23 protein-coding genes are annotated in these 25,836 nt (G+C 68.5%); 16 read left to right on the top strand and 7 right to left on the bottom strand.

The window, feature by feature from the left end; genetic code table 11:
- The first annotated feature begins 31 nt into the window (after positions 1-31).
- Positions 32-775 (top strand): peptidyl-tRNA hydrolase, encoded by a 744-nt coding sequence (locus tag DKM19_RS35045; protein ID WP_110701729.1) that lies wholly within the window; start codon positions 32-34, stop codon positions 773-775.
- On the opposite strand, the gene DKM19_RS35040 is transcribed toward DKM19_RS35045, so the two are convergent.
- The gene (locus DKM19_RS35040) at positions 762-1,769 is read right to left on the bottom strand and encodes a DUF3616 domain-containing protein (RefSeq protein WP_110701727.1); all 1,008 of its coding nucleotides are present in this window, start codon (positions 1,767-1,769) and stop codon (positions 762-764) included. The two genes, DKM19_RS35045 and DKM19_RS35040, sit on opposite strands and share 14 nt — an antisense overlap.
- Before the next feature lie 249 nt (positions 1,770-2,018).
- Between DKM19_RS35040 and DKM19_RS35035 the strand changes: the two genes are divergently transcribed.
- The 6 genes from DKM19_RS35035 to DKM19_RS35010 all read left to right on the top strand — a co-directional run bounded on the left by DKM19_RS35035 (position 2,019) and on the right by DKM19_RS35010 (position 8,549).
- Entirely contained in the window at positions 2,019-2,876 is an 858-nt protein-coding gene (locus DKM19_RS35035; protein ID WP_110701725.1) for a hypothetical protein, read from the top strand.
- 225 nt (positions 2,877-3,101) lie between these two features.
- Positions 3,102-5,126, top strand: a complete 2,025-nt coding sequence (gene ftsH / locus DKM19_RS35030) for an ATP-dependent zinc metalloprotease FtsH (protein WP_110706211.1) — start codon at positions 3,102-3,104, stop codon at positions 5,124-5,126.
- Entirely contained in the window at positions 5,123-5,386 is a 264-nt protein-coding gene (locus tag DKM19_RS35025) for a hypothetical protein (RefSeq protein WP_162641996.1), read from the top strand. The genes ftsH and DKM19_RS35025 overlap by 4 nt, the downstream gene beginning before the upstream one ends.
- 132 nt (positions 5,387-5,518) lie before the next feature.
- Positions 5,519-6,115, top strand: coding sequence for a nucleoside triphosphate pyrophosphatase (locus DKM19_RS35020; RefSeq protein ID WP_110701723.1), 597 nt, complete (start codon positions 5,519-5,521; stop codon positions 6,113-6,115).
- A gap of 358 nt (positions 6,116-6,473) precedes the next feature.
- Complete coding sequence (locus DKM19_RS35015; RefSeq protein ID WP_110701721.1) at positions 6,474-7,244, top strand: EI24 domain-containing protein; 771 nt, start codon at positions 6,474-6,476, stop codon at positions 7,242-7,244.
- Between the two features lie 174 nt (positions 7,245-7,418).
- Complete coding sequence (locus tag DKM19_RS35010; RefSeq protein WP_110706209.1) at positions 7,419-8,549, top strand: DUF4192 domain-containing protein; 1,131 nt, start codon at positions 7,419-7,421, stop codon at positions 8,547-8,549.
- A gap of 4 nt (positions 8,550-8,553) precedes the next feature.
- Here DKM19_RS35010 and DKM19_RS35005 read toward each other — a convergent pair whose 3' ends face one another.
- Entirely contained in the window at positions 8,554-8,892 is a 339-nt protein-coding gene (locus tag DKM19_RS35005) for a hypothetical protein (protein ID WP_089207679.1), read from the bottom strand.
- 233 nt (positions 8,893-9,125) lie between these two features.
- On the opposite strand from DKM19_RS35005, the gene DKM19_RS35000 reads away from it, so the two are divergent.
- Positions 9,126-9,674 carry a DUF1707 and DUF4870 domain-containing protein gene (locus DKM19_RS35000; RefSeq protein ID WP_239513743.1) on the top strand — a complete coding sequence of 183 codons (549 nt, stop codon included), beginning with the start codon at positions 9,126-9,128 and terminating at the stop codon, positions 9,672-9,674.
- A gap of 162 nt (positions 9,675-9,836) precedes the next feature.
- Here DKM19_RS35000 and DKM19_RS52170 read toward each other — a convergent pair whose 3' ends face one another.
- The 3 genes from DKM19_RS52170 to DKM19_RS34985 form a co-directional block, all read right to left on the bottom strand.
- Complete coding sequence (locus DKM19_RS52170) at positions 9,837-10,736, bottom strand: septal ring lytic transglycosylase RlpA family protein (RefSeq protein ID WP_239513742.1); 900 nt, start codon at positions 10,734-10,736, stop codon at positions 9,837-9,839.
- Positions 10,737-11,392: 656 nt separating this feature from the next.
- Complete coding sequence (locus DKM19_RS34990) at positions 11,393-12,919, bottom strand: ATP-dependent DNA ligase (protein ID WP_110701717.1); 1,527 nt, start codon at positions 12,917-12,919, stop codon at positions 11,393-11,395.
- A gap of 458 nt (positions 12,920-13,377) precedes the next feature.
- Positions 13,378-13,752, bottom strand: coding sequence for an FKBP-type peptidyl-prolyl cis-trans isomerase (locus DKM19_RS34985; protein ID WP_089207683.1), 375 nt, complete (start codon positions 13,750-13,752; stop codon positions 13,378-13,380).
- Positions 13,753-13,903: 151 nt separating this feature from the next.
- Here DKM19_RS34985 and DKM19_RS34980 point away from each other — a divergent pair, with 151 nt between their 5' ends.
- The 6 genes from DKM19_RS34980 (at position 13,904) to DKM19_RS34955 (ending at position 20,637) form a co-directional block, all read left to right on the top strand.
- The gene (locus tag DKM19_RS34980; protein WP_089207684.1) at positions 13,904-14,674 is read left to right on the top strand and encodes an SDR family NAD(P)-dependent oxidoreductase; all 771 of its coding nucleotides are present in this window, start codon (positions 13,904-13,906) and stop codon (positions 14,672-14,674) included.
- A gap of 332 nt (positions 14,675-15,006) precedes the next feature.
- A complete protein-coding gene (locus DKM19_RS34975) occupies positions 15,007-16,305 on the top strand; it encodes an ABC transporter substrate-binding protein (protein ID WP_110701715.1) in 1,299 nt (432 codons plus the stop codon).
- 92 nt (positions 16,306-16,397) lie between these two features.
- Positions 16,398-17,369 carry a carbohydrate ABC transporter permease gene (locus tag DKM19_RS34970; RefSeq protein ID WP_110701713.1) on the top strand — a complete coding sequence of 324 codons (972 nt, stop codon included), beginning with the start codon at positions 16,398-16,400 and terminating at the stop codon, positions 17,367-17,369.
- Positions 17,366-18,217, top strand: a complete 852-nt coding sequence (locus DKM19_RS34965) for a carbohydrate ABC transporter permease (RefSeq protein ID WP_110701711.1) — start codon at positions 17,366-17,368, stop codon at positions 18,215-18,217. Before DKM19_RS34970 ends, DKM19_RS34965 begins: the two co-directional genes overlap by 4 nt.
- On the top strand, positions 18,214-19,641 hold the full coding sequence (locus DKM19_RS34960) for a GH1 family beta-glucosidase (RefSeq protein ID WP_110701709.1): 1,428 nt from the start codon (positions 18,214-18,216) through the stop codon (positions 19,639-19,641). Before DKM19_RS34965 ends, DKM19_RS34960 begins: the two co-directional genes overlap by 4 nt.
- A complete protein-coding gene (locus DKM19_RS34955) occupies positions 19,642-20,637 on the top strand; it encodes a LacI family DNA-binding transcriptional regulator (protein ID WP_110701707.1) in 996 nt (331 codons plus the stop codon).
- A gap of 209 nt (positions 20,638-20,846) precedes the next feature.
- Here DKM19_RS34955 and DKM19_RS34950 read toward each other — a convergent pair whose 3' ends face one another.
- Together DKM19_RS34950 and DKM19_RS34945 are read right to left on the bottom strand one after the other, a co-directional pair.
- Positions 20,847-21,845: a LacI family DNA-binding transcriptional regulator gene (locus DKM19_RS34950; RefSeq protein WP_110701705.1), complete on the bottom strand. Its 999-nt coding sequence runs from the start codon at positions 21,843-21,845 to the stop codon at positions 20,847-20,849.
- A complete protein-coding gene (locus tag DKM19_RS34945; protein WP_110701703.1) occupies positions 21,842-23,221 on the bottom strand; it encodes a GH1 family beta-glucosidase in 1,380 nt (459 codons plus the stop codon). The genes DKM19_RS34950 and DKM19_RS34945 overlap by 4 nt, the downstream gene beginning before the upstream one ends.
- A 191-nt stretch (positions 23,222-23,412) precedes the next feature.
- Between DKM19_RS34945 and DKM19_RS34940 the strand changes: the two genes are divergently transcribed.
- Both DKM19_RS34940 and DKM19_RS34935 read left to right on the top strand, forming a co-directional pair.
- The gene (locus tag DKM19_RS34940) at positions 23,413-24,771 is read left to right on the top strand and encodes an ABC transporter substrate-binding protein (protein WP_110701702.1); all 1,359 of its coding nucleotides are present in this window, start codon (positions 23,413-23,415) and stop codon (positions 24,769-24,771) included.
- 83 nt (positions 24,772-24,854) lie between these two features.
- Positions 24,855-25,829, top strand: a complete 975-nt coding sequence (locus tag DKM19_RS34935; protein ID WP_110701700.1) for a carbohydrate ABC transporter permease — start codon at positions 24,855-24,857, stop codon at positions 25,827-25,829.
- Positions 25,830-25,836: the final 7 nt, after the last annotated feature.

Genomic DNA, 25,836 nt, shown 5'->3' with positions numbered 1-25,836 from the left:
GTACCGGTGGCGGAGAAGCGGGGGAGATCACGTGACCGACGTGACGGGCGACCTGGCGGGCGCGACGGGCGGGGCTCCCGAGACGACGGACAAGAAGGTGCTCCCCCTGGTGGTGCGGATCGAGCGGGCGACGCCGCCCGAGCGGTCCGACGCCCTGGAGGCGGCGGCGCTGGCCGTGCTGACGCTGCTGAACGATCCCCGGGCCCTCGACGACGGCGAGTGGGCCGGGCAGATGCGGGCCTGGGAGAGCATCGGGATCAGGAAGGTCGTCCGGCGGGCGCGCGGGGCCGAGTGGCGCCGGGTGCTCGACCTGCCGGGCATCACCGTCGCCTCGGGCACCGCCGAGGTCCGCGTTCACCCGCCGGTCCCGCTCGACGACTGGCCCAAGGACCTGTCCAGGCTTCAGGTCTCCGGCACCGAGCTGATCGACTCCGCCGAGCCGGGACCACCCGGGGACGTGGTGCTCTGGCTCAATCCGGAGCTGGAGATGTCGGCGGGCAAGGCCATGGCCCAGGCCGGGCACGCGGCCCAGCTCGCCTGGTGGGGAAGCGACGAGCGCGCCCGGCGGGCGTGGCGGGACAAGGACCTGGCGGTCTCCGTACGGACCGCCGACCCGGCCGGATGGGCCGCGCTGGCCGGCACCGGCCTGCCGGTGGTCAGGGACGCGGGGTTCACCGAGATCGAGCCCGGGTCCCGCACGGTCGTCGCGGACGCCCCCTGGCTCCGCGAAGGCGGCTTCAGGCCCGCGGGATCCGGGCCGCTCAGATCATCCTGACGATGTCGGCGAGCACGCCTCCCTCCGCGGTGAAGCGCGCCTCGGACGGGCTGTCGTAGACCACGATGAGGTGCTCGTCGTCGAGCATGGCGATGCCCTCCGCGTGGTCGCGGCCGTCCCCGTGGGGCAGCTCCGTGACGAGCTCGGGATCGTGCTCCACCGACGGTTCGTCCTCCGGCCGCCAGCGCAGCACCCGGACGGGGCCGTCGAGACTCATGGTCGGCCCGGCGAGGACCAGCAGGTCTCCCCGGTGCGGGCACAGGTCGCGGATACCGAGCCCGCCGAGGTTCAGAAAATGCGTCCGGTACGGCCTGCCGTCGATGGGGGCGAGCCTGAGACGGCCCGGACGCCGGGGATCGCTCTGCGGCCGGATCTCCAGCAGTACGGCCCAGCCGCGCAGCACCGGGCCGCGCAGGCCGATGAACAGGCGGCCTCCGAGCACCGCGATGCCCTCGACGTCCAGGCCGTTGTCCTTGCTGGGAATCGAGACGAAGGGGGCGAGATGCGGGTCGTCCGCCATCAGGTCGGCCAGGTTCCGGCCGGGGCCCGAGAGGATCTCGGCCCTGCGCCGGCCGTCCTCGCGGACGGGGGTGGCCCCGACGAGCGGCAGCCGTACGAGGATGTAGCGGTTCTCCTCGCGCACCACGGTGGCGAGCCGGCGGCGGGCCTTCTGGCCGGAGTGCTCCTTCTTGATCCGCCTGCGCTTGAGGCTGTGCGACCCCACCGCCCAGAGCCAGCCGTCGGATCGGCCCAGACCTTCGATGTCGGCCTCCTCCGTGCGCCCGGCGGGCAGGTCCACGAAGTCGGCCAGGAAGAAGGTGCGCTGGTCGTCGTAGCGGCCGTCGCGCAGGGTCAGGTGCTCGATGGTGGCGGTCTCGTCACCTGCCAGCCAGAGGCCGAGGGCGTCGGCGCGGACGGCGGACAGGTTGGTGTGCGTGGCGGCCTCGCGTGAGGGGATGTCGAACCGGAGCTCTACCTGGCGTTCTACGAGCATCCACGGATCATCGCAGGAGGGGTTCGCCGATGGTAAGGAGGGTAAAGAGGTAGGCACTCGTTCCCGAAGTGTGATGGGTATCCCGCACGGGAAAACCGGATTTGTCGTACGCTCCCGATCGTGCTCGATGGGTTGGGTGGGATTCAGGGGACCCGGGGGACGGGTTCTAAGCCGACATACGTGACTGCCGAGGCGGCCACGTCGGAATTACCGCAAGTCTTCGGTGAAGACCCGCCGAAGTCGTCCCCCGTGAAGCGATCCCGCATCGGCGACCTGCCGATGCGAGTGATCTACCGCATCCTGGCGGCGGTCATCGTGGTGGTCCTGGCCGTGGTCGCGGCCGTGGTCGGCTTCGTGATGTCGGGCTCCTCAGGTCAGCCGGACGAGGGGCCGCCGGGGCCGGTTGCCGCGCCATCTGCCGCGACGCCCTCGTCCGGCGTCAGCTCGCCGCCGCCGTCCGCCTCCGCTTCCTCCGCTGTGTCCTCGGCGTCCCCGTCGACCTCCTCGTCGGCGTCGCCCTCGCAGACCGCCGCACTCGCCACCCCCGCGCCGGACCGGAGCGCCGTGGTGGCGGCACTGGCCGACCCGCGCGTTCCCGATCTGCCGAGCGACAAGCGGCTCGCCCTGCTGCCGGGCAAGCCGTACAAGGGCAAGACCCGCCTGCAGGACAACAAGGCGGGTGTGTCGCTGGCCCGGTTCGGCAAGCCGTGGAAGCTCTACGGAGCGTCGCCGTTCTCCACCAAGCAGGTGCTGCCGGTGGCGAAGGGCGCCGCTCACCGGGCGATGATCGTGAGCTGCCCCGTGCCGATCCAGGTGCAGCAGGACCCGAAGGACACCGCGTTGCTGGCCGCCCGCTGGACGCTCAACCACCACCCCAAGGGCAGCAAGATCGCGTGGACCGCCTCGCAGCCGATCAAGGGCGGCTGGCTGCTCGCCTACCGGGTGAAATACGAGGTCAAGGGCAAGCCTCACTTCTCCCAAGCCGCCGTCACCGTGACAGAGGTCCCCGACGCCAAGCCCGCCATGCTCTTCGTGACGATCCCCGACGTCCAGCGCTCTCACTGGCGTGACATCAACACGGCGGTTTCGTCCCTCAGATTGAAGTAGCTCCCCCCTGGGCAGGAATGGCGTTGTTCGCGGGCGTGATGAAACCCGGGGGAATCTCACGGCCGTCCTCTCCGCGGTCGCGGGCGATGATCCCGCCGTCGCCGAGCGGGGAGGCTCCGGAAGCGGGCGGCACGGCCTGAAGGACTCGACCGAGCCGGCCGTCCGGACGCACTCCTGGAGGACGCTCGTTCCAGGGAGACTCCCCCAGTCGTGGAGGGGGATGTCGTGGAGCGACCGACACCTCAGGATCGCAAGGGGGCCGGCCCGGAGGGGGACGGCAAGAAGAACGAGCCCAAGCCCTGGCGGTCGGAAGGCCTGCCGGACGATACGTCTCCGCAGCGCCCGAAGATCAACTGGCGACGTTTCATGGTCACCCTGGTGTTCGCCTACGCCGCCATCTTCCTGATCTCGTCGTTCTTCGACGAGAAGTCACCCGAGCCGATCTCCTACACCCAGTTCACCCAGCAGGTGCAGGCGGGCAACGTCAAGGAGATCTACGCCACGGGCACGTCGATCCAGGGCAACCTGAAGAAGACGGCCCGGGATCCCGACCGCCAGAACCAGGCTTACACCATGTTCTCCACCGAGATGCCGGTCTTCGCCAACCAGCAGCAGCTCTACCAGCAACTGACCAGGACGGGTACGGAGATCAAGGCCGAACCCGTCAGCAACGGCCGGGGCTTCCTCGGGAACCTCCTGCTGTCCCTGCTGCCCGTGGCGGTGCTGGCCGGACTGTGGATCTGGCTCATGCGGCGCGCGGCAGGTGCGATGAGCGGCGGAGGAGGGCTGGGGGGAGGACTCGGCGGCCTCGGCGGTCTCGGCAGGTCGAAGTCGGCCACGCCGCTGGAGGCGGGCAAGGTGCGGGTCGACTTCAACGACGTCGCGGGCATCGACGAGGTGAAGAACGAGGTCGCCGAGGTGGTCGACTACCTCAGGGAGCCCGAGAAGTATCGCCGCCTGGGAGCCAAGCTGCCCAAGGGCGTGCTGCTCACCGGCCCGCCCGGCACCGGTAAGACCCTGCTCGCCAGAGCCGTCGCCGGAGAGGCCGACGTGCCGTTCTTCTCCGCGAGCGCCGCGGAGTTCATCGAGATGATCGTGGGGGTCGGCGCCTCCCGGGTGCGCGAGCTGTTCTCGGAGGCCCGCAAGGTCGCCCCGTCGATCATCTTCATCGACGAGATCGACGCGATCGGCCGGGCGCGCGGCGGCAGTGTCATCGGCGGTCACGACGAGCGGGAACAGACCCTCAACCAGATCCTCACCGAGATGGACGGCTTCACCGGCTCCGAGGGCGTCATCGTGATCGCCGCCTCCAACCGGGCGGAGATCCTGGACCCGGCACTGCTGCGACCCGGCCGGTTCGACCGGACCGTCGTGGTGTCCGCGCCCGACGTCAAGGGACGGGCGGAGATCCTCAAGGTGCACACCCGCGGCGTACCACTCGCCGACGACGTGAAGCTGGAGAACATCGCCAGGACCACCCCCGGCATGACAGGCGCCGACCTGGCCAACCTGGTCAACGAGGCCGCGCTGCTCGCCGCCAAGCGGGGCCGGAAACAGGTGTTTCCCCCCGACTTCGCCGACGCGCTGGAGAAGATCCAGCTCGGTACGGCCCGCACGGTCGTGATCTCGCAGGACGAGCGCAGGCGCACCGCCTACCACGAGGCCGGCCATGCGCTGCTCGGCATGCTCCAGCCCGGCGCCGACCCGGTCAGAAAAATCTCGATCATCCCCCGCGGCCGGGCGCTCGGCGTCACACTCTCCACGCCGGACACCGACCGCTACGCCTACGACGAGCAGTATCTGCGCGGCAGGATCGTCGGCGCCCTCGGCGGCATGGCAGCCGAACAGGTCATCTACGGCGTCATCACCACCGGCTCGGAGAACGATCTGGAGCAGGTCACGATGATCGCCCGTGGCATGGTCGGCCGCTGGGGCATGTCCTCCAGCATCGGCCCGCTGACCATCCTGCCCGGCTCCGCCGACGGCCAGCTCACCGCCGCTCCGGACACCCTGGCCACCGTGGACAAGGAGGTCCGGCGCATCGTGGACGAGTGTTACGAGATCGCCCTGCGCGTTCTGGCGGCGAACAGGGAGCGCCTGGACACCATCGTCGCTGCCCTGCTGGAGCACGAGACCCTGGGCGAGGCCGAGGTGTACGCCGCGGCGGGGCTTCCCCGCGGCGTCATCCCGCCACCGCCCCCTCCCGAAGCTCCTCCCGGGCTGCCGACCTCGGGGGAGGGCCCGTCATGAAGCCGGCCCCCTTCCTGGCCCCGCTCCTGGCCTGGCCTACCTGGGCGAACTGGGCGACCCTGCCACTGGTCCTGATCCTTGTCCTGGCTCTGGCCCTGGCATTGGTCCTGACCCTCGTCTTGCTCCTGGCGCTGGTCCTTGTCCTGGTCCTAGCCCTGGTTCTGGCGGTTGCGCTGGTCCTGGCCCTGCTATTGGTCCTGCTCCTGGTTGTGGCCCTGGTTGTGGCCCTGGTCCTGGCCTGGCGCTGGCGCCGGTCCTGACCTCGTCCTGGACTCCGAGCGACCCAGGAACGGCCCCATGCTTTTTCCGGTGACCCGTCGGCCGGTCCGTGCTTTTCCCGATGATCTGTCGGACGGCCGACCACCGGAACGGAGCCGCTAGGCTCGATCGGTGTGACCCAGATCGTTCTCGCCTCCGCCTCGCCTGCCCGCCTCGCCCTGCTCCGCAGCGCCGGACTCGATCCCAAGGTGATCGTCAGCGGTGTGGACGAGGACGCGATCACCGCCGACAGCCCGAGCGAGCTCTGCCTCGCGCTGGCCCGCGCGAAGGCGGCCGTGGTGGCGCGAGAGCTGAACGACGGCCTGGTCATCGGCTGTGACTCGATGCTGGAGCTCGACGGCCGGGCCTATGGCAAGCCGGGCACACCCGAGGAGGCCGTTGCCCGCTGGCAGAGCATGCGGGGCCGCGAGGGCCGCCTGCTCACCGGCCACTGCGTGATCGACGTCGCGAACGGCCGGGAGGTCTTCGAGGTGGGCGCCACGGTCATACGCTTCGGCACCCCCACCGACGCCGAGATCACCGCCTACGTCGCCACCGGCGAGCCCCTCCGCGTCGCCGGCGCCTTCACCCTGGACGGCTTCGGCGGTTGGTTCGTCGACGGCATCGACGGCGACCACGGCAACGTTCTGGGCATCTCGTTGCCCCTTCTCCGCCGCCTCTTCGCCGCCCTGGACGTCGCCTCCGTCCCGGCCCTCTGGCAACGCGCCTGAGCGGCTTATCCGCCCGTTCCGGTCACGCACCCGATCCGCTTTCTCCGCACGTCTCGGCAACGCGCCCAATTCGCTTCTCCGCAGGTCTTCTCGCGCGTGACGGTCCGTCCCCGTCCCGCAGCGGCGTCGCTGCCCTGCGCGCCCCGCATGTGTCCCGTGCATGTTCCCTGCGCGCCCGTGCATCCACCTGCGCGTGTCCCGCGCATCATGCCCCGCGCGTGCCCCGTGCCGCCTGTGCCGTTTCCTGCGCGCACCCGTCGTGCTCCGGAGGCCGCTCACTCTCCGCATGTACGGCGGCGCGGGGCCGAGGGTTCTCGATGGGGTCACCGAGCATCCTTGATCCCGATAATGTTCCGTCATGGGTCATTTCCGCTCCTTTCTGGACGGCATCGGGTTTTTCTTCCAGGGGCTGCGCTGGGTCGCGCGGTACCCTCGCTGGTGGCTGTTCGGGTTGATCCCGGCCCTGATCGTGTTCGTCCTCTACGCCGTGGGCCTCTACCTGCTGGGCACGAACGCCCTCGACATCGCCGATTGGGCGACACCGTTCGCCGACACGTGGGGTGAGGGAGCGCAGACGGCACTCCACAGCCTGGTCGGACTGGCGATCTTCGGCGCCGGACTGATCCTGTCCGTGGTGACCTTCACCGCGGTGACCCTGATCCTGGGCGAGCCCTTCTACGAGAAGCTCTCCGAGAAGGTCGAGGAGACCCACGGCGACGTGCCGACGGGGCACGGGCTTCCGCTCTGGAAGTCGATCCTCAGGTCCATCAAGGACAGCCTGATCACCCTCGGATATGTGCTGCTGTTCACGATCCCGCTGTTCTTCCTGGGGTTCGTGCCGGTGATCGGGCAGACGGTGGTGCCGGTGCTGGGCGCCCTGGTCTCGGGCTTCTTCCTCACGGTCGAACTCACCACGCTGGCCATGGAGCGCAGGGGCATGGTGCGAAAGAGCCGTTTCGCTCTGCTTCGGGGCAACAAGGCCCCGGCGCTCGGCTTCGGGGTCCTGCTCTTCCTGCTCTTCCTCATTCCGCTGGTCGCGGTGGTCGCGATGCCCGCCGCCGTGGCGGGTGCGGCCATCATGGTCCGGACGAGGCTGGCGCCCGCCGGGGCCCTCCACCCCCAGACCTGAGCGGAGCTCGCTGGAGCCCTCGGCCCTGAGCCCACCGGAGCTCTCAGGTGTGAGTCTGCCGGCCCTCCGGTCCGAGCTCGCTGGAGCCCTCAGCCCTGTGGACAGCCCCGGCGCTCTCCACAGAATGCCGTTCTGGGGATGAACGGGGCCGGGGATCCGGCGAAGCTCTCGGCCATGACAACCGACAACCAGCCCCCATCCGGCCGGCCTACTCCGCGACCTGCCCCGCAACCGCGCCTGCTGCTCGGCTCCACGGAGGACATCCTCGGTGCCGTGCCCTATCTACTCGGCTTCCACCCCGCAGAGAGTCTGATCGTGATCGGCCTGGAGGGGGAGCCTCCCAAGGGCCGGCTGCACCTCACGGTCCGGTGGGACCTGCCGCTGGCGGCCCCGGGCCTCGGGCAGATCATCCCGCTGTTCCGCAAGGAGGGGATCACTCAGGTCGTCGTCATCGGTTACGGTCCCGGCCCGCTGGTGACCCCGGCCGTGGACGTGGCCATCGAGCTGTTCCGCCAGAGCGACCTCACGCTCGTCGACGCGCTCCGGGTGGAGGACGGCCGTTACTGGTCCTATATCTGCTCGCGGACCGACTGCTGCCCCGGCGACGGCACCCCGTACGAGCAGGAAGCCAACGCGATCGCAGCCCAGGCCATCGTGCACGGGCTGGTCGCCCTGCCGGACAGGGAAACCCTGGAGCGCTCGCTGGATGCCGTCGACGGACCCGCACGGGCGGCCATGCGCGAGGTCACGGCCCGTGTCACGGAAGAGCTGCACGGCAGACTCACCGGATGCGAGGACGACGAGGGATTCGCGGCGGAGTTCGTCGCGGATGGGATGGCCAGGGTTCGCGGGGCGATCGGTGCCTACGCCTCGGGCGGGCGACTGGATGACGAGCAGGCGGCCAGACTGGGGCTGGACCTGGCGGTGATCCGGATCAGAGACGAGGCGTGGACGCTGATCACGGATGACACCGACGACGCCCACCTCAGGCTGTGGCAGGACCTCACCCGGCGGCTGGAGCCCAAATTCGTTCCACCGGCCGCCTCCCTGCTCGGCATGGCCGCCTGGCGTCAGGGCGACGCCGCGCTGGCGGGCATCGCCCTGACGCGGGCATGCGAGATCGACCCTGATTACTCGATGGCGAACCTGCTCATGCACGCACTGCGGCACCTGCTCCCGCCGCACGTTCTCAAGGAGAGGATGCCCAGCCCGGAGGAGCTGGACCAGGAGATGGGCAGCCCCACGATGGCCTGGCTCCTCCCCGTGATCGCCTTATTGGAGGAATCGGCGATCATGGCGGAATGACCGCTCAGCTGCCGGCGCGCTTCTGACGCTCGTTGTAGGCGCGCATCCGGGGCGGGTAGCCGGTGAGTTGCACGTCATAGACCGGAAGAGCCAGGTCGCGAGCCACCTTGCGGATCACCGCGGGTGAGCCGACCCGACGCCGGGTCCACTCGCCGTCATCCGCGACCGCCATCGCGGTGGTGTCCGTCGCGAATGTCTCCGGCTCAACATAGAACTCAACACCGCGACGTGACTTTGCAAAGGCGATAAGCGCCTCGATGTCGGCGTCGGTCGCGGGACGATCGAACCTGGCGATCTTCGGCCCACGCAGACGCCTCAACCCATAACGATCGCGCCATCTCATACGTCCTTGTATACCTCTCGTACTCGCTCCGTGGCGGGAGCCAGGGATGACTCTCAGGGGCTTGTAGGGGTTTATCCGGATAGACCAAGGACAATGCCGTCGACGACCATTGAGATCAATAGCGGCGACGAAAGGTTATCGGTCCCATGGCAGGCACAGCGACACCAGCGGCGAGCTCGTGGCACGGAAATGTGCCGACACCAAACTCGCGCCCCGATCATGCCGAACTCCGGGTGAGCAACCAGGATCGGGAGCAGGTGGTCGATCATGTCAAGGCCGCCTACGCGGAGGGAAGACTCGACAGGTTCGAGTTCGATGACCGCCTGGAGCGGGCGATGACGGCCCGCGTCCACGGTGACCTCATGCCGATCATGCACGAGCTGTACGGCGCACATCCGGCGGGTCCCGGCTCATACCCTCCGGTCATGAGCCGGGTAGCGATCGGCCGTCATCTCGACGGGCGAGCGGAAACGGGAGGGGAGCGCGTAGGTGCGGCGGCGGCGCACCTGCTACCGCTGACCGGCCTGCTGGCGATCGGCCCGCTGATCATGTTGCTCACCGCGGGCAGGACCTCGTCCTACGTCCGCAAGCACGCGGTGGAGGCCCTCAACTTCCAGCTGACGATGCTCGCGGCCACCATCCTGCTGACGATCATGTTCGTGGGCGTGGTGCTGACGCCCCTGCTCTGGATCGGAGGCCTGGTGCTGTCGGTGGTCGGCGGCTTGGCGGCGCTGGGCGAGGGTAACTTCCGTTACCCGTTCACGCTGCGCCTGGTGAAATAGGCGAGACGAGGCTCGGGGACGCTGGGGGGACCGTAGCGGGCGCTCGCACATTTCCGTGTCCGTGCAGCGGACCGGACCGCTGAGCGCTCGCATACCGCCCGGGGTGGCAGGCCCGGAGCATCAAGTGCTTGCCCAGATCCGCGCCCGATGTGGCAGGCCGAATCAGGGGCGGAGAACCTCGTACTTGACCCGCATCGTTCCGGCGCCGATGTCGCCGATGGCGGAGAAGGCGGCCTTGGACAGATCAAGGCAGCGTCCGCCGACATACGGGCCGCGGTCGTTGATGCGGACCATCACTGACTTACCGGTGCTGGGGTTGGTCACCCGGACCTTGCTGTCCAGCGGCAGGCTCTTGTGTGCTGCGGTCATCGCGTCAGGGTTGAAGCGCTCGCCGCTGGCCGTCATCTGCCCCTCCGAGTAGAAGGAGGCGCCGCAGGTCCCGGTCGAGAGCACGCGGGCCTTCGACATGGAAGCGGGTTCGGTGACGGCTTTGAAGTCAGTCCTGGGAGAGTCGGATCTGTCGCCCTTGGATGGGTGCTTCGTGCTGGGAGAGTCGGATCTGTCGCCCTTGGATGGGTGCTTCGTGTTGAAAGAGTCGGATCTGTCGCCCTTGGATGGGTGCTTCGTGTTGAAAGAGTCGGGCCTGTCGCCCTTTGACGGGTGCTTCGTATCGGGTGTGTTGGTGTCTGGGGCGGTGGGTTCGTCGGACGGTGTGGGGTCGTCCGGGGTGGCGGTGTCGGACGGTGCGGGGTCGTTCGGGGTGGTGGGGGTGTCGGACGGTGTGGGGTCGTTCGGCGGTGTGGTGGGTTCGTCCGGCGTGGAGGGGTCGTCGGACGGTGTGGGGTCGTCCGGGGTGGCGGTGTCAGACGGTGCGGGGTCGTCCGGCGTGGCAGGGTCGTCCGGCGTGGAGGGGTCATCGGACGGCGCGGGGTCGTCCGGCGTGGAGGATTCGTCCGGGGTGGCGGTGTCGTCCGGCGTGGCGCTCGCCTCGGCAGTGGCCTGGGGCGGGGGTGTGGTCTCAGGAGTGTCGGACGGCTCGATTGTCTCGGTGACGGCCGTCACGCTTTCAGAGGGCCCGTCATCAGAGGCGGCGGGGGGGAGCGGGTCGCCGGTCTGCTGAGCGCCGATGAGGGCGGCGGACGCGGCCGTCCGGGAGATGCTGTCTCCTCCGCTTGAGACTATTCCGACGGCAATCGAGGCCACGGTCAGTGCTGTGAAACCGGCGGCCATAGCGATCACGTATCGCCTGCCCGGAATCGGCTTCTTCGGGGTGGACCCGTCGGGGGAGGGGGCGTCATCGGGAGAGGGAGTGAAGATGTGTCGGCCCAAGGGAAACCACGATCCAAAATCAGGAGAAGGCATGGGAGGACCGCGCGGGGGCGGGGGAGAGCGGGGATGCGCGCCGACCGGTCCCATTGACGGAGCACAGGGGGTGCTGTCCGTCAGAATGTGGTTGACAATATGCGACAAACAGCTAGTAAAGGTATGTTTATGTCGCAAAGGTGAGGCAAGTTTTGGTAAAGAAACGGCCGGTCAGAGCGGGGAGATGAGCGCCGTCTTCCAAGCGCTGGTCATGCAAGGGGCTGCTCGCGGCATCCCACGGCGTTCGTCAAGGAGCGCGCGGATTCTCTCTGCGATGCTGGTCAGAGCGGGGTGCACGCATCGTTTCCGAGGCGCGGGTCAGAGCAGGGGCGCGCGGATCGTCCCGAAGCTACCGGTCAGAGCAGGAGTGCGCGCACCATTTCCACGGTGTCGGCCTGATCCGCGTTCTTGTCAGGACGGTAGCGGATGACCCTGGCGAAACGCAGTGCCATGCCGCCGGGGTAGCGGCTGGACTGCTGGACTCCGTCGAAGGCGATCTCGACGACGAGCTCGGGGCGGACGGCGACCGTCCAGCCGTCGGTGGGGCCGTCCGCGAGCCCGAGGAAGCGCTCGGTCTGCCAGGCCAGCAACTCGTCGGTCAGTCCCTTGAAGGTCTTGCCGAGCATGACGAACCCGCCGGTCCCCGGATCGCGGGCGCCCAGGTGCAGGTTGGAGAGTTTGCCCTCGCGGCGACCGTGGCCCCACTCGGCGGCCAGGACGACCAGGTCGAGTGTGTGCCTGGGCTTCACCTTGATCCAGCCCGCCCCGCGGCGGCCGGCGGCGTAGGGGGTCTGCAGGGACTTGACCACCACGCCCTCGTGGCCGCTCCTGATCGCGTCCTTGAAGAACGCCTCACCCTCCGCGACGTCGTCGGTGACCAGCCGGGGGGTCACCAGCTCCGCGGGCACGGCCCCTGCCAGGGCCGCGTGACGAACCTCACCGGGCAGGTCGAGCAGGTCGGCGCCGTCCACCCGTAGCGCGTCGAAGAAGAACACGCTCAGCGGGACCTTGCCGCGCACGCCGGGCACGTCGGTGCGGCTGGACACGCGTCCGGAGGTGATCTGGAAGGGCTCGGGGCGCCCGTCGGGGCGCAGCGCGATGACCTCCCCGTCGAGGACCAGGTCCCGGGAGGGCAGGGCGCCGACCGCCTCGACCAGCTCGGGCACCTGCGCGGTGATGTCGTCGAGGGTTCTGGTGAAGACGGACACCTCGTCGCCGGAGCGGTGAGCCTGGATCCGGACTCCGTCGAGCTTCCACTCGACCGCGACCGGCCCGCCGAGCTTGCTCAGCGCGGCGGGGATGGAGGTGGCGCTCTGCGCGAGCATCGGCGACACCGGGCGGCCGACCTCCAGGTGAAAGGCGTGCAGCGCCGCGATCCCGTCGCTCAGGGCGGCGGCGCCGACGGCGGGCAGCCAGCCGCGGAGGGTCAGCGCCCGTCGTACTTCGGCGGCCGGGAGCCCGGCGGCCTTCGCGATGGCCTCGATCATCACGCCGTCCAGCGCTCCCTGCCGCAGCTCGCCGCGGAGCAGCCGGGACAGGAACATCTGCTCCTGGCGGGTCAGGGCGCCGAACAGCTCGACGATCAGGGCCTTGCGGGCAGTCTGGGAGCCCGGCCCGACCTGGGCCTTGATACGGCTCAGGAGGTCGTTGACCTGGCGCAGGGTGGCGGTCGCCGCCAGCCGGGGCTCGGGAGGATCCTGCAGGCCGGCCCAGCCCACGCCGACGTTGCGCTGCGGCAACTCGCCGGAGAGATAGGCGATGGCGATCTCCGCCTCGTCCGGTTCGACCCGGCCGAGCAGCTCCGCGAGATGGACGATCTTCGCCAGCCGGGCGGAGCTGGCGGTCACGGCCGCCGAGGTGCGCGCAAGGTCGATCAACAACACAAGGGCCAGCTTAGGAGCTACATGTGACATTTCGGAAAAGCGAACGCTCACTTCGGAGCGATTCGCGTTTCGTAGTACTACCGGGGCGCCGTGAGGCCCGTGTTCCGCATGATCGGCGGAGCGCCGTGGAAGCCCGTGTTCCGTGCGGCAAACGGGCTGCGGAGGAAGTCAGATAAGCCGTCCCGTCCCGTCCCGTACAGGGCACGGGCTACGGAGGAAATCAGGTGGGCCGTCCCTCCTCTACGGCGAACGGGCCGCGGAGGAAGCCAGGTGAGCCGTCCCGTACAGGGCGCGGGCTGCGGAGGAAGTTAGATGGGCCGTCCCTCCTTTACGGCGAACGGGCCGCGGAGGAAGTCAGGTGAGCCGTCCCATTTCGTACCGTGAACGGGCCACGGAGGAAGTCGAATGGGCCGCCCCGTAGGGGAGGGACGGCCCATTTGACGGAACTTGTCGGGTTGTCAGCTCACGCCGAGCAGGTCGACGACGAAGATGAGGGTCTCGCCCGGCTTGATGGCGGCGCCCGCACCGCGGGAGCCGTAGCCGAGGTGGGCCGGGATGGTGAGGCGGCGACGACCGCCGACCTTCATGCCCGCGACACCCTGGTCCCAGCCCGCGATGACCCTGCCGCCACCCAGCGGGAACTGGAAGGCGTCGCCACGGTTCCAGGACGCGTCGAACTCCTCGCCGGTGGAGAAGGCCACACCGACGTAGTGCACGCTGACCTGGTGACCCGGCTTGGCCTCCGGCCCGTCTCCTTCGACGATGTCGACGATCTGCAGATCCTTGGGAGGATCGCCCTCCGGGAAGTCGATCTCCGGCTTCTCCAGTGCCACGTGGTTCTCCTTGGTTGGATGCGCGCCGGCCGCTTTCCGACCGGCCGAATGACTCTACGTGGTCCCGGGGCAGTGTGAGAGACAACGGGACGAGGCGGCCCTCACGTCGTACGCTCGGAAAGACCACTCGGGGAGACCGACTGGAGGCGCAATGCGCAAGCCGTACACCCCGGAGGACATCCTCCTCACGGGGAAGGTCGCCGTCGTCACAGGGGCCGCGAGGGGGCTGGGGCGGGCGATCGCGGAGACCCTGCGGGAGTTCGGCGCCGAGCTGGCGCTGTGTGACAGGGACGCGATCGACGGGTTCGACACGCTCACCCTGACCGTCGACGTGCGGGATCCGGCGGCACTGGAGGTGTTCGCCCAGGCGGTGCGGGAGCGGTTCGGACGGGTTGACCTGCTGGTCAACAATGTCGGCGGGACGTTCCACGCGGCATTCGCCGAGACCTCGCCCAGGGGTGAGGAAACGCTGATAGCGGAGAACTTCACTCAGGTCACCGCCATGATCCGGCGATTTCTGCCGCTGATGTCCCCGGGCGCGTCGATCGTCAACCTGACCTCCAGCGAGGCGCACCAGGCGGCGCCCGGGTTCGCGGTCTATGCGGCGATGAAGGCGGCGGTGGAGAGCCTGACCCGCTCGCTCGCGCTGGAGCTGGCCCCGCGCGGGATCCGGGTGAACGCCATCGCGCCCGACGCGCTGCCCACGGGCGGCGAGGAGGGCGTGCGGGTGCGCGTGCTGGAGGATCAGCTGCCATTCGAGCCGGTACGGCTGCCACCGCTCGGTTACCTCGGCGATCCCGCCGAGGCCGGGGCCGCCGCGGTGTTCCTGGCGAGTGAGATGGCTGGATTCATCACCGGGACCACCCTGCACGTGGACGGCGGCATCCACGCCGCAGGCGGCTGGCGGCGCGTGGAGCCCTGAGGAGAGACGTTGGGGAGCGCTCTCTGAAAGAGAGATTGACCGGGCTCGGGTGAGCTGTCAAGGCCCTTTATCCGGCCTGAGGAACCTGACCGAAACGCGACCTTAACGTGACTTTTCATCGTGGGAGCGCTCCATTAATTCCATTCTGGGGCTATTAATAGCCCTTTGAGCTGCGAAAACATTGCCTCTTCTGGGAGAGCGCTCTCCCGATAGGCCGCGGTGGATAACGGCGATCGTTATCTGGAAGGTCGTTGACACGTTACTCGGATGCCATCAATCTGCTCAGGGAGCGCTCTCTTCATGATCACTTATGAGGACCCTAGGAGGGTTCCATGCGCAAGTTACGCCACCGGTTCCTTGTCCCGATGGTCGCCGTTTCCGCCTTGGCCCTGGGTCTCACCGCCTGCGGCAGCGGCGGTGGCGCCCCGGCGAGCAGCGGAGCGGCCTCCCAGCCGGCGGAGAAGATCAAACTGACCGTCGGGCTGTTCAGCGACTTCCACTACGCGCCGCTGTACGAGGAGTTCAAGAAGACCCATCCCAACGTGGAGATCGTGGAGCGTCGCGCGCAGTTCAACGACCACCACACCAATCTCATCACGCAGCTGACCACCGGCGCGGGGGCCGCGGACGTGGTCGCCATCGAGGGCGGTTACATCGGCTCCTTCACGCCCGTGCCCGACAAGTTCTACAACCTCAAGGACTACGGGCTGGGCAAGCGTGAGAGCGAGTACCTCCCCTGGAAGTGGAAGCTGGGCGTCTCCAACGACAACACCTCGCTCATCGGGATCGGCACCGACGTCGGCGGCCTGGCCATGTGCTACCGCCCCGACCTGTTCAAGAAGGCCGGCCTGCCCGCCGACCGCGACGAGGTGTCGGCGCTCTGGCCGACGTGGGACGCCTACATCGAGACGGGCAAGAAGTTCGTCGCGGCCAAGGTGGAGGGAGCCAAGTTCACCGACGGCGCCGGTGAGCACTTCCGCGCCATGGTCGAGCAGGCCCCGGTCGGTTTCTACGACGCCCAGTACAACATCGTCGCCGGCACCAACCCCGAGGTGCGCAAGGCCTACGACATGGGCATAAAGATGATCGACAGCGGCCTGTCGGCCAACCTCCTGGCCTTCTCCCCGCCGTGGAACACCGGGATCGCCAAGGGCACCTTCGCCACCATGGTCTGCCCGGCCTGGAAGACCGGCACGATCAAGGACCAGAAGCCCGGCGAGGGCACCTGGGACATCGCCGCGGTGCCCGGCGGCGGCGGCAACCAGGGCGGCACCCACCTGGCGCTGCCCAAGCAGGGCAAGCACCCCAAGGAGGCCGCGGAGCTGATCGACCTGCTGACCAACAAGGAGAGCCAGATCAAGCTCTTCACGGAGGCCAGCGCGCTGCCGTCGCTGCCCGAGCTGTACGACGACCCGGCGGTGAAGGACTACGTCAACCCGTACTTCGGCAACGCGCCGATCGGCAAGATCTTCACCGACGCCGCCAAGGCGCTCCAGCCGCAGCCCGCGGGCCCCAAGGCCGGTGACGTCCTGCAGGCGTTCAACAACGGCCTCCAGCGGGTCGACCAGGGCAAGCAGAACGCCGAGGAAGCCTGGGCGCAGGTGCTCAAGGACGTCAGCAGGATCAAGTAGTCGCCCTCCGGCCGGCCGGTCTCGCACCGGCCGGCCACCTGCTTCCCCTCGCCCGAAGAATCCTGCCCGACGAGTCGCCGAAAGGAGCTGCCATGGCCACCCGCGCACCGGATCGCATGGCGGCGGTCCCACCGAAGAGGCCGGTGCGACCTCAAGGTCGCCTCCGCCGCCACCTGGCGTACCAGCTCGACGTCAAGGGGTCGCCGTACGCCTATGTGGCCCCGTTCTTCCTGCTTTTCTCCGCGTTCGGGCTGTTTCCCCTGGCCTACACCGCCTGGGTGAGCCTGCACGAATGGACGCTGCTGTCGGACGAGCAGACCTTCGTCGGCCTGGACAACTTCAGGACGCTGCTCGCCGACGACTACTTCTGGAACGCCACCTTCAACACCCTGTCCATCGGGGTGCTGTCCACCGCCCCGCAGCTGCTGCTGGCCATCTGGCTGGCCCATCTGCTCAACCGGCCGCTGCGGGCGCAGACCTTCTTCCGCATCACGCTGCTGCTGCCCAACGTGACCAGCGTGGTCGCGGTGGTGGTCATCTTCAGCCAGCTGTTCGGCCGGGACTTCGGCATGATCAACTGGGTGCTGTCGCTGTTCGGTGTCGAGGGCGTCGCCTGGAACGAGGGGGTGCTGACCTCCCATGCCGCCATCTCCACCATGATCATGTGGCGGTGGACGGGCTACAACGCCCTGATCTTCCTGGCGGCCATGCAGGCCGTACCGCGTGAGCTGTACGAGGCGGCCACCATCGACGGCGCGAGCGGGCTGACCCAGCTTCGCAAGATCACCATTCCGATGATCAAGCCCACGATCGTCTTCGTCGTCATCACCTCGACGATCGGCGCCATGCAGGTCCTCGCCGAGCCGCTGTTGTTCGGCTCCTACAGCATCACCGGCGGGGCCGACCGGCAGTACCAGACGCTCTCGCTGTTCATCTACGAGAACTTCACCAAGCTCGACTTCGGCTTCGCCTCGGCCATCTCCTGGATGATGTTCCTCTTCATCGTCCTGGTCGCCGGCGTCAACTACCTGGTCACCCGTCGCGGGAAGGGAGGGCTGACGTGAGCGTCCGCACCGCCGTCTCCTCGGCCCGGCGCTCCGGCGCCGCTCGCAGGCTCACCTACCTCACACTGACCGCGGTGGCGTTCTTCTCGATGCTGCCGCTCTACTACAGCGTCGTGGTGGCCTCCCGCGACAACGCGGCGCTGGCGGACATCCCGCCGCCGCTGGTGCCCGGCGGCAACTTCTTCGCCAACGTCGCCCGCGTCTTCGACACCGTCCCCTTCGCCCTGGCGATGCTCAACTCCGTCCTGGTCTCCGGCTCCGTCGCGATCGCGGTGATGTTCTTCTCCACATTGGCCGGGTTCGCCTTCGCCAAGCTGCGTTTCCGCGGACGCAACGCCCTGCTCCTGCTCACCGTGGCGACCATGATGGTGCCGACCCAGCTCGGCATCATCCCGCTCTACATGCTGATGGTGAAGCTGGAGTGGACCGGCACCATGTACGCGCTGATCGTGCCCGCGCTCGTCAACGCGTTCGGCGTGTTCTTCATGACCCAGTACCTCTCCCGGGCACTGCCGACCGAGCTGCTGGAGGCCGGCCGGGTCGACGGCTGCACCACCTGGGGCCTGTTCTGGCACGTCGTGCTTCCGGCCGCCCGCCCGGCGGCGGCCGTACTCGGCATGCTCACCTTCATGTCGGTCTGGAACGACTACTTCTGGCCGCTGGTCGTCCTGACGCCGGAGGATCCGACGGTGCAGGTCGCCCTGTCCACACTGGCCAGCGGATACGTCAACGACTATGTGCTCGGCCTGGCGGGTACCACGCTCGGCACCCTGCCGCTGGTCGTGGTGTTCGCTCTTCTCGGCAAGCAGATCATCGGAGGAATCATGCAAGGAGCTGTGAAGGGATGACCGTCGTCAGCACACGGGGGGCCACCCTTACAGAGGGGCGTGCGGACTTCCCTGCCGATTTCGTCTGGGGCGCGGCCACCGCGTCCTACCAGATCGAGGGCGCGGCCAAGGAGGACGGCCGGGGGCTCTCGATCTGGGACACCTTCTCCGGCACGCCGGGCAAGGTCGCCGGGGGAGACACCGGTGACGTGGCCTGCGACCACTACTTCCGCTATGCCGACGACGTCCGGCTGATGAGCGACCTGGGCCTGGCGGCCTACCGCTTCTCCGTCGCCTGGCCCAGGATCCAGGCCGACGGAACCGGGCTCGTCAACTCGCGCGGCCTGGACTTCTACAGCCGCCTGGTCGACAAGCTGCTGGAAGCGGGGATAACGCCCTACGTCACGCTCTACCACTGGGACCTGCCCCAGGCGCTGGAGGACGCGGGCGGCTGGCCCGAGCGCGACACCGCCTACCGCTTCGCCGACTACGCGCGGGCCGTGCACGCGGGGCTGGGAGATCGCGTCCAGCACTGGACCACGCTCAACGAACCGTGGGTGGCCGCCTTCCTCGGCTACGGAAACGGGGTGCACGCACCGGGCAGGCGAGAGCCGGCGGCGGCCTTCCGGGCGGCCCACCACCTGTTGCTGGGGCACGGGCTGGCGGCGCGGGCGTTGCGCGAGGCGGGGGCCGAGGAGATCGGGCTGGCCCTCAACCTCTCACCGGTGATCACTCCCGCCCAGGTGGGAGACCCCGCGGCCGTCGCGTCGCTCGAGGACGCGGAGGCGGTCGGCCGGATCGACACCCTGCTCACCCGGCAGTTCCTCGACCCCGCGCTGCGCGGGGAGTATCCCGCCGAACTGCTCGCGATGATCGAGCGCAACGGTGGCCTGACCCACATCCGGGCCGGGGACCTGGAGATCATCAATCAGCCGATCGAGGTGATCGGCATCAACTACTACAACCCGTGCGTGGTCGAGTCGGGGCCCGGCCAGGCCGCCGACGAGGCGTGGCCCGGCAGCGAGGACGTCCGGTTCTGCTCGGTCGACGATGTGCCGGCCACCGCGATGGGCTGGCCGATCGTGCCGAACGGCCTCTCCCGCCTGCTGGTACGGCTGGCCGACGACTATCCGGAGGCAGGCCTGGTCATCACCGAGAACGGCGCGGCCTTCGAGGACGTCGTGGAGGACGGCCACGTCCACGACGTCGGCAGGACCGGCTACCTGGACCATCACCTGCGCGCGGTGCACGCCGCGATCGCCGACGGCGCGGACGTTCGGGGATATCTGGTCTGGTCCTTGCTGGATAATTTCGAGTGGGCCTACGGCTACGGGCGTAGGTTCGGGATCGTGCACGTCGACTTCGACACCCAGCGGCGCCTGTTCAAGGACAGCGCGCTGTGGTACCGCGAGGTCATCAAGCAGAACGGACTGCGGGGGAACTAGATGAGACGACCTACCTTGGAGGCGGTCGCGGCCCGTGCCGGGGTCTCCCGCTCGACCGTCTCCAGGGTGGTGAACGGACAGACCACGGTCACCTCCGACATCCGTGACCTGGTCATGCGCGCCGTGAACGAGCTGGGCTACGTCCCCAACGGCGCCGCCAGAAACCTGGCCACCCAGCGCACCAACTCCGTCGCGCTGGTCGTCTCCGAGTCCCCGCACCGGGTGTTCTCCGACGACCCGATGTTCTCCACGGTCATCCGTTCCGCCAGCATCGAGCTGGAGGCCGTCAACAAGCAGGTCGTGCTGCTGCTGGCCGGGTCGCCGGAGAGCCACGCCCGGGTGGAGAACTACGTCGCGGGAGGGCACGTCGACGGCGTCATGCTCGTGTCGAGCCACGGCGCCGACCCGCTGCCCGTCGCGCTGACCCGGCTGCGTGTCCCGGTCATCTCCTACGGCAGGCCCGCGGTGCCGGTCGCCATGCCGTACGTCGACACCGACCATGTGAACGGCGCCGCCACGGCCGTGCGCCACCTGCTCGAACGAGGCAGGCGGCGGATCGCCACGATCGCCGGGCCGCTGGACATGATCGGGGGTCAGGACCGCCTGACCGGCTACCGCGAGGTGCTCCGCGACTCCGACCGCCGCTCGATCATCGCGGTCGGTGACTTCACCCGCGAGTCCGGCGCGGTCGCGATGAGGCAGCTGCTGGCGGACGACCCCGACATCGACGCGGTGTTCGCCGCCAACGACCTGATGGCGATCGGCGCCATGCACGCGCTCCGCCAGGCCGGTCGCCGGATCCCGGACGACGTCGCCATCGTCGGCTACGACGACATAGAGTCCGCCCGCTACACCGACCCGCCGCTGACGACCATCCACAACCCGCACGCGGAGCAGGCCGCGGCCATGGTCCGCCTGCTGCTCGGACTCCTTGAGGGCGAACCGGTCGAACCAGTGATCATGCCCACCGAGCTCGTGGTCAGGACCTCCTCGTAAGCTCCCGCCCCACCGGTGTGGGCGGGACCTCTTCGTGGGTTCCCGCCCCATCGACAAGGGCGAGACCTCTCTGTGGGTTCCCGCCCGACCGGCATGGGCGGGACCTTTTGGTAGGTTCCCGCCCAGGCCGACGTGGCCGGGGCCTCTTGGCGGATTCCCGTACCGCCGGTGTGGTCAGGACTTTTTCGTGGGTTCCCGCACCGTCGTGGTCAGGGTTTCCTGGTGGACTCCCGTACCACCAGCTCCGTGGGGAGCACCAGCTGTGCCTTCTCCTCCAGATCCAGCACCATGCGCGCGAGCCGGCGGCCCATCTCGACGGTCGACTGCCTGACCGTGGTCAGGGGTGGTTCGGCGTAGGCCGCGGCCGGGATGTCGTCGAAGCCGACGACGGCGACGTCGTCGGGCACCCGGCGCCCCGCACCTCGCAGGGTCCGCAGCGCTCCCAGCGCCATCAGGTCGTTCGCCACGAACACCGCGTCGATCTCGGGGTCGTCGGCCAGCAGCTGCCGCATCGCGATCACCCCGGACTCGCGGGTGAAGTCACCCACCGCGATGATCGAGCGGCGGTCGGAGTCACGCAGGGTGTCGCGGTAGCCGTTGAGCCGGTCGATCCCGGCGATCATGTCCTGCGGTCCGGCGATGGTCGCGATCCGGCGGCGTCCCTGCTCCACCAGATGCGCGACGGCGCGCTCGGCACCCCCCGAGTTGTCCATGTCCACGTACGGGAGGCTGTTGGGCGCGCCCGGCCGGCCGCTGCAGACCACCGGGACGCCGCGCCGGGTCAGGATCGCCGGCAGCGGATCGGTTCCGTGCATCGACGCGATGATCACGCCGTCCACGTGCCCGTTGGTGGCGTAGCGCTCGACCCGCTGGTAGCCGCCCTCCAGACCGGTGAGCATCAGCACAAGCTGCTTGTCGGCCTTCTCGATCTCCATGCTGACTCCCCGGATGATCCCGGCGAAGGTTGGGTCGTCGGAGAAGACGCGGGTCGCGGGCTCGGGGAAGACCAGGGCGATCGAGTCGGCCCGCTGGGTGACCAGGCTCCGCGCCGCCTGGTTGGGGACGTAGCCCAGCTCCTCCACGGCGCGGTTCACCGCCTCGCGGATCTGCGGTGCCACGCGGGTGGAGCCGTTGATCACGCGAGAGGCGGTCGCCCGGGAGACTCCTGCCCGGGCGGCCACTTTCTCCAGGGTCGGACGGGCCCTCACAGCCCGTTCCGGCGGACGACCTCGCGATACCACAGGGCGCTGTCCTTGGGTGTGCGGCGCTGAGTGTTGTAGTCGACATGTACGACACCGAAACGTTTGCGATACCCTTCGGCCCACTCGAAATTGTCCAGCAACGACCAGACCAGATAACCGCGCAGATCGACGCCCGCCTCGATGGCGGCGTGCGCGGCGCGCAGGTGCCCGTCCAGGTAGGACAGGCGGCCGACGTCGTGCACCTGGCCGTCCTCCACGACGTCGTCGAAGGCCGCACCGTTCTCGGTGATGATCAGTGGGGTGCCCGGATAGTCGTGCGACAGCCTTACCAGCAGCTCGGTCAGCCCGAACGGCTGCACCGGCCAGCCCATCGCGGTCTTCGGCGCGTCGGCGCCGGGGAAGGCGATTCCCTCGCTGCCCGGGTAGACCGGGTTGGCGGGCTCGCCGGCGCGGCCGGTCACGGTCTGCGGGTTGTAGTAGTTCACGCCCAGCAGGTCGATCGGCTGGCTGATGATCTCCAGGTCGCCGTCCTTGACGAAGGACCAGTCGGTGAAGCGGCCGGCCCGTTCCACCACGTCGGCGGGATACTCGCCGCGGAGCACCGGGTCCAGGAAGATCCGGTTCTGCAGGCCGTCCACGATGGACGCCGCCTCGGCGTCGTCGCCGAGGACGGGGGCGAGGTTGAGCGTGATGCCGATCTGGCTCGCGCCCGCGGCGCGCAGCGCCTGGACGGCCAGTCCGTGGCCGAGCAGCAGGTGGTGGGCGGCGGCGAAGCTCACCTCGGGTTCGGTACGGCCCGGCGCGTGGATGCCCGAGGCGTAACCGAGGAAGGCCGAGCACCAGGGCTCGTTCAGCGTGGTCCAGGTTTCGACGCGGTCGCCCAGACGGGAATACATGATCGCGGCATACTCGGCGAACCGCTCGGCGGTCTCCCGGTTGGTCCAGCCGCCCCGGTCCTCCAGGGTCTGCGGCAGGTCCCAGTGGTAGAGCGTCACGATCGGGGTGATGCCGCCGCCCTGGAGCTCGTCCACCAGGCGGTCGTAGAAGTCCAGGCCGCGAGGGTTGGCCGGGCCCGCGCCGTCCGGCTGGATGCGAGGCCAGGAGATGGAGAAACGATAGGCGTGCAGGCCCAGGTCGCCCATGATGCGGACGTCTTCGGGATAGCGGTGGTAGTGGTCGCAGGCGACGTCGCCGGTGTGGCCGGCGTGCACCTTGCCGGGGGTCCGGGAGAAGGTGTCCCAGATCGAGGGTCCCCTGCCGTCATCTCGGGCCGCGCCCTCGATCTGGTAGGCCGCGGTGGCGGCGCCCCAGACGAAGCCCTCGGGAAACCTCAGTACGCCGGAGTCCTGAAGATTGTAGGACTTTTGGGCGGACATGGTCATGTCCTCACCGCCCCATTCTGTTTCGCAGTCATGTGAGAGCGCTCTCTGGAGCATCACGGTAGCGCAAGGAGCATGTCAAGAAAAATGGACCCGTAACCGTAATATCACAGTTATTGACATCGCGTTGTGTGCAGACAATTCTTCCAGAGAGCGCTCTCACACTCCCCGGCAACGTATATGGAGGAAGGTTCATGTCACTCCTCTCACGGCCTCATCGCGTCGCTCTGGCAGCGGGCACCATCGGACTCGCTCTGGTCGCCAGCGCCTGCGCCTCCACGGATGCCAAGCCATCGGCGGGTGGCGGCAGCGCCAGCGCGGCCCCCGAATGCGCAGCCTTCACCCAATACGGCAATCATGCGGGCAAGACCGTCAGCATTTACTCTTCCATCCGTGATGCCGAGGCCGACCTTTTCCAGGAAGCCTGGAAGCCATTTGCCACGTGCACCGGAATGAAGATCGCCTACGAGGGCAGCGGCGAGTTCGAGGCTCAGATCCAGGTGCGTGCCGACGGCGGCAACCCGCCGGACATCGCGTTCTTCCCGCAGCCCGGCCTGCTGGAGCGCTTCGCCAAGGCCGGAAAGCTCAAGCCGGCCTCGGCCGAGGTGAAGAAGCTGGCCGAGGAGGGCTGGTCGCCCGACTGGGCCAAGTACGCCACCGTCGACGGCGTCTTCTATGGCGCTCCGCTGGGCGCCAGCGTGAAGTCCTTCGTCTGGTACTCGCCGGGCATGTTCAAGGAGAAGGGCTGGGCCGTCCCCAAGACCTGGGACGAGCTCATGACGCTCACCAACACGATCGCGGGCACCGGCATCAAGCCGTGGTGCGCAGGACTGGAGTCCGGTGACGCGACCGGCTGGCCGGCCACCGACTGGATCGAGGACATCCTGCTCCGGGAGATCGGTCCCGAGGGCTACGACGACTGGGTGAGCCACAAGATCCCGTTCAACGATCCCAAGATCGTTTCGGCCGTGGACAAGGTCGGCGCGATCCTCAAGAACGAGAAGTTCGTCAACGGCGGCTACGGCCCGGTGAAGTCGATCGTCAGCACCGCCTTCCAGGAGGGCGGCGTCCCGATCACCGAGGGCAAGTGCGCCCTGCACCGCCAGGCGTCCTTCTACGCCAACTTCTGGCCCGAGGGCACCAAGGTGGCCGAGGACGGCGACGTGTTCGCGTTCTACCTGCCGGGCAACGACCCGGCCAAGAAGCCGGTGCTCGGCGCGGGCGAGTTCGTGGCGGCCTTCACCGACCGTCCTGAGGTCCAGGCCGTCCAGGCCTACCTCGCCGGCGCGGAGTTCCCCGCCACCCGCATGAAGCTGGCGACCTACGTCACCGCGCGCAAGGGCGTGGACCCCGCCAACGCCCAGAACCCGATCGACAAGCTCTCCATGGAGATGCTCCAGGACCCGAGCACGGTCTTCCGCTTCGACGGCTCGGACCTGATGCCGGCCGCGGTCGGCGCCGGCACGTTCTGGAAGGGCATGACCGACTGGATCAACGGCAAGGACACCAAGACGGTCCTCGACTACATCGAGGCTTCCTGGCCTAAGTCCTGATATATAGCGATGTGTCCGGTGCCGGGTGACCGGCACCGGACACATCGTCCGTCTTGGCCCGTTCCCTCCGGGAGATCCCTCCGATGGACTTCGACTTCGCCGCCGAACAACCCAAACTCGTCCAACTGCTGATCGGCGTCGCCGCCTTCCTCGTGGTGGTCGCGGTCGTCCTGATCCTGGTCGACCGCGCCCCGATGCGGCGGCGGGCCTGGCTCCACGCGACGATCCTGCTCCTGCCCGCGCTCCTGCTTCTCGGCATCGGCCTGGTGATTCCCGCCATCCGGACGACCCTGCTGTCGTTCATGAGCGGCGACAGCAAGCAGTGGGTCGGTCTGGACAACTACGCCTGGATGTTCACCCAGCCCGAGGCCGTGACCGTCCTGCGCAACACGCTCGTCTGGGTCCTGCTCGTCCCGCTGCTGGTGACCTCGGTCGGGCTGGTCTACGCGGTCCTGGTGGACCGTACGCGCTTCGAGTCGATCGCCAAGTCGCTGGTCTTCCTGCCGATGGCGATCTCCTTTGTCGGCGCGGGCATCATCTGGCGTTTCGTCTACGCCTACCGCTCCGGAGAGCAGGAACAGATCGGCCTGCTCAACCAGCTCGTGGTCGCCGTGGGAGGGGAGCCCCAGCAGTGGCTTCAGGATCCTCCGTTCAACACGCTGTTCCTGATCGTGGTGATGGTCTGGATCCAGGCCGGTTTCGCCACCGTCGTGCTCTCCGCAGCGATCAAGGGGATCCCCGCCGAGATCATCGAGGCCGCCAAGCTGGACGGGGCGAGCCCGATGCAGATGTTCTTCCGGGTGACGCTGCCCTCCATCCGCACCGCCGTGGTCGTGGTGCTGGTCACCCAGTCGATCGGCACGCTGAAGCTGTTCGACATCGTCCGGACCATGACCGGCGGCCAGTTCGACACCAGCGTCATCGCCAACGAGATGTACAACCAGGCGTTCCGGTACGGCGAGACCGGCAAGGGAGCGGCGCTGGCGGTCTTCCTGTTCGTCCTCGTGCTGCCCATCGTCGTCTACCAGATCCGCCAGCGCCGGGAGGCCGCCCGATGAGTGAGCG

The sequence above is a fragment of the Streptosporangium sp. 'caverna' genome, assembly GCF_003203775.1.
In the GTDB taxonomy this organism is placed as follows: Bacteria; Actinomycetota; Actinomycetes; order Streptosporangiales; family Streptosporangiaceae; genus Streptosporangium; species Streptosporangium subroseum.
This window is presented reverse-complemented; position numbering and strand designations above follow the sequence as displayed.

Coding starts and splice junctions, on each gene's coding strand:
- DKM19_RS35040 (WP_110701727.1), bottom strand. CDS start 1,769: ATGCTCGTAGAACGCCAGGTAGAGCTCCGGTTCGACATCCCCTCACGC.
- DKM19_RS35025 (WP_162641996.1), top strand. CDS start 5,123: ATGAAGCCGGCCCCCTTCCTGGCCCCGCTCCTGGCCTGGCCTACCTGG.
- DKM19_RS35015 (WP_110701721.1), top strand. CDS start 6,474: ATGGGTCATTTCCGCTCCTTTCTGGACGGCATCGGGTTTTTCTTCCAG.
- DKM19_RS35010 (WP_110706209.1), top strand. CDS start 7,419: ATGACAACCGACAACCAGCCCCCATCCGGCCGGCCTACTCCGCGACCT.
- DKM19_RS35005 (WP_089207679.1), bottom strand. CDS start 8,892: ATGAGATGGCGCGATCGTTATGGGTTGAGGCGTCTGCGTGGGCCGAAG.
- DKM19_RS34980 (WP_089207684.1), top strand. CDS start 13,904: ATGCGCAAGCCGTACACCCCGGAGGACATCCTCCTCACGGGGAAGGTC.
- DKM19_RS34975 (WP_110701715.1), top strand. CDS start 15,007: ATGCGCAAGTTACGCCACCGGTTCCTTGTCCCGATGGTCGCCGTTTCC.
- DKM19_RS34970 (WP_110701713.1), top strand. CDS start 16,398: ATGGCCACCCGCGCACCGGATCGCATGGCGGCGGTCCCACCGAAGAGG.
- DKM19_RS34960 (WP_110701709.1), top strand. CDS start 18,214: ATGACCGTCGTCAGCACACGGGGGGCCACCCTTACAGAGGGGCGTGCG.
- DKM19_RS34955 (WP_110701707.1), top strand. CDS start 19,642: ATGAGACGACCTACCTTGGAGGCGGTCGCGGCCCGTGCCGGGGTCTCC.
- DKM19_RS34945 (WP_110701703.1), bottom strand. CDS start 23,221: ATGACCATGTCCGCCCAAAAGTCCTACAATCTTCAGGACTCCGGCGTA.
- DKM19_RS34940 (WP_110701702.1), top strand. CDS start 23,413: ATGTCACTCCTCTCACGGCCTCATCGCGTCGCTCTGGCAGCGGGCACC.
- DKM19_RS34935 (WP_110701700.1), top strand. CDS start 24,855: ATGGACTTCGACTTCGCCGCCGAACAACCCAAACTCGTCCAACTGCTG.